At 56.7% G+C, this 1,667-nt stretch carries 1 protein-coding gene; it reads left to right on the top strand.

Annotated elements, in window-relative coordinates; translation table 11 throughout:
• Positions 1–966: 966 nt before the first annotated feature.
• The gene (locus tag FXV83_RS42205) at positions 967–1,623 is read left to right on the top strand and encodes a phasin family protein (RefSeq protein WP_148745881.1); all 657 of its coding nucleotides are present in this window, start codon (positions 967–969) and stop codon (positions 1,621–1,623) included.
• Positions 1,624–1,667: the final 44 nt, after the last annotated feature.

Below are 1,667 nucleotides of genomic sequence, written 5' to 3' on the forward strand. Positions count from 1 at the left end.
CGCCACCTCCGCCCCCACCGCTCCCGTGGCCAAAGGCCTGGGTGATTACGGGAGGAGTCATCAGGGTCATCAGCAACGTTGCTACGACAGTAAACTTGATCACCGATCTCTGCACACCTGCCTCCGATTGCTTCGGGCAGCGCGAAGTTCGCTTGCGTATCCGCGCGTCTCAATCCGCGATTAATCGTGCAGGTGCAAACGCGCGCGCATCTTCAGAGGCCGGTATCGTCGCGTTTCGTTGGGTGTGTCTCGGCCCGATCCTCTGCTCAGCCTGATGCAGTCGTTCGCGAAGGGCTTCCAGTTCGGCGAGCTGAGAAGCTAACGCTTCTAAGCGGTGGCGAAGAACAACGGCAGCAGCATCTGCTCCACAGCATGAATTGCCCGCCCCCGGCACATTGCCGGATTTGAAGAGATCCGCCCATCGCGGTGCCGCCGGGAAAGTCTGGGTATGATGGAGGCCGCTCATGTTAGACCCTCCCTATATGCCGGCGTAACGGGCGATAGAGCTGCGCGTTCACCACAGCGATTTCGTTGCCAAGAAAAGTGGAACCGGTACGGCGACCCCTGATGGTTTTTGCATTTAATTTAAATCATCCTGGGGATTTAAACTAATTAAATCATGCTACACAAGTTCAATCACTAAATATAACAAAGTGTGGGCAAAAGTGGGCCCTGACCCGGGCCCATTTCGTCAGAAATAACGCTTTGGATTAAGATGACGGTGCACTTAATTGGCTGACCAATTTGGATTGAATGCACCGTCAAGGAATTACCAGGAATTACGGTTCAGTGCATTCAACTTGTAGATAATTATGGTGATAGTCCGCTCAATTGACTGCCGCGCTCGCGTGGAACTGCATACGGAACGACCAAGCGCTCCTTCATCGATCTCGCCAACGACGAGATCGATGACGCGGATGCGGCGAGCATGGATGGCCTTGCCGATGCCCGGCAAAATCTCACCACATGGCCGCCACGCAAGCGACAATCCACAATCGCGATTTCAGCGCAAACACGACGGAGGCTTGCGGCTTCAGCGATATTCAGGAGCCATTTGCAATGTTGAGTGCGGTCGAAAATAAGCCAACGGGAAAATCCGGCCGGCGCGGCGGGAAGAAGAAGGGCGGGCAACGGACCGGGGCCGGCGAGCAACACGCAAGTGCAGCCCATCAATCGCCGGATGCCTCGGCGGAGATCAGCCAAGAGAACAGGCAAGAGACCGAGCAAGAGATAAGCCGAGAGATCAGTGCGCAGATACCCCCGGCTGCAGCCTTGCCGGGCGAGGCTTCCGGGATGGAGATCGCTGCAAGCGCGCCCGTCGCACCGGTGGAACCCTCCCAGGCCAGCACGCAGGCGATTGCCGTTGCCTATAGCGACTACACGAGGACGTCGCTTGAGCACGCCTGGACCTTCCTGGGAAAGCTCGCGACGGCGCGCTCACCCATCGAGGCCTTTGAGCTTCAGATGGAGTACGCGAGACAGGTGTGCGAATCGTTGATCGCCGAATCCCAGAAGATCGCCGAGTTGCATGGACAATTGACCAGACAAAGGGTCATGCATTTTGAGGGGTTCGTGGCCAGGCTCACCCAGACGACGCTCGAAATCCGCGCAACACGTCACTAACGACAACTGCGTATTCCGGATTACTCTTACTGCGTCATGGGTTT

Source organism: Bradyrhizobium hipponense (assembly GCF_008123965.1).
Lineage (GTDB): Bacteria > Pseudomonadota > Alphaproteobacteria > Rhizobiales > Xanthobacteraceae > Bradyrhizobium > Bradyrhizobium hipponense.

Coding starts and splice junctions, on each gene's coding strand:
- FXV83_RS42205 (WP_148745881.1), top strand. CDS start 967: ATGGCCGCCACGCAAGCGACAATCCACAATCGCGATTTCAGCGCAAAC.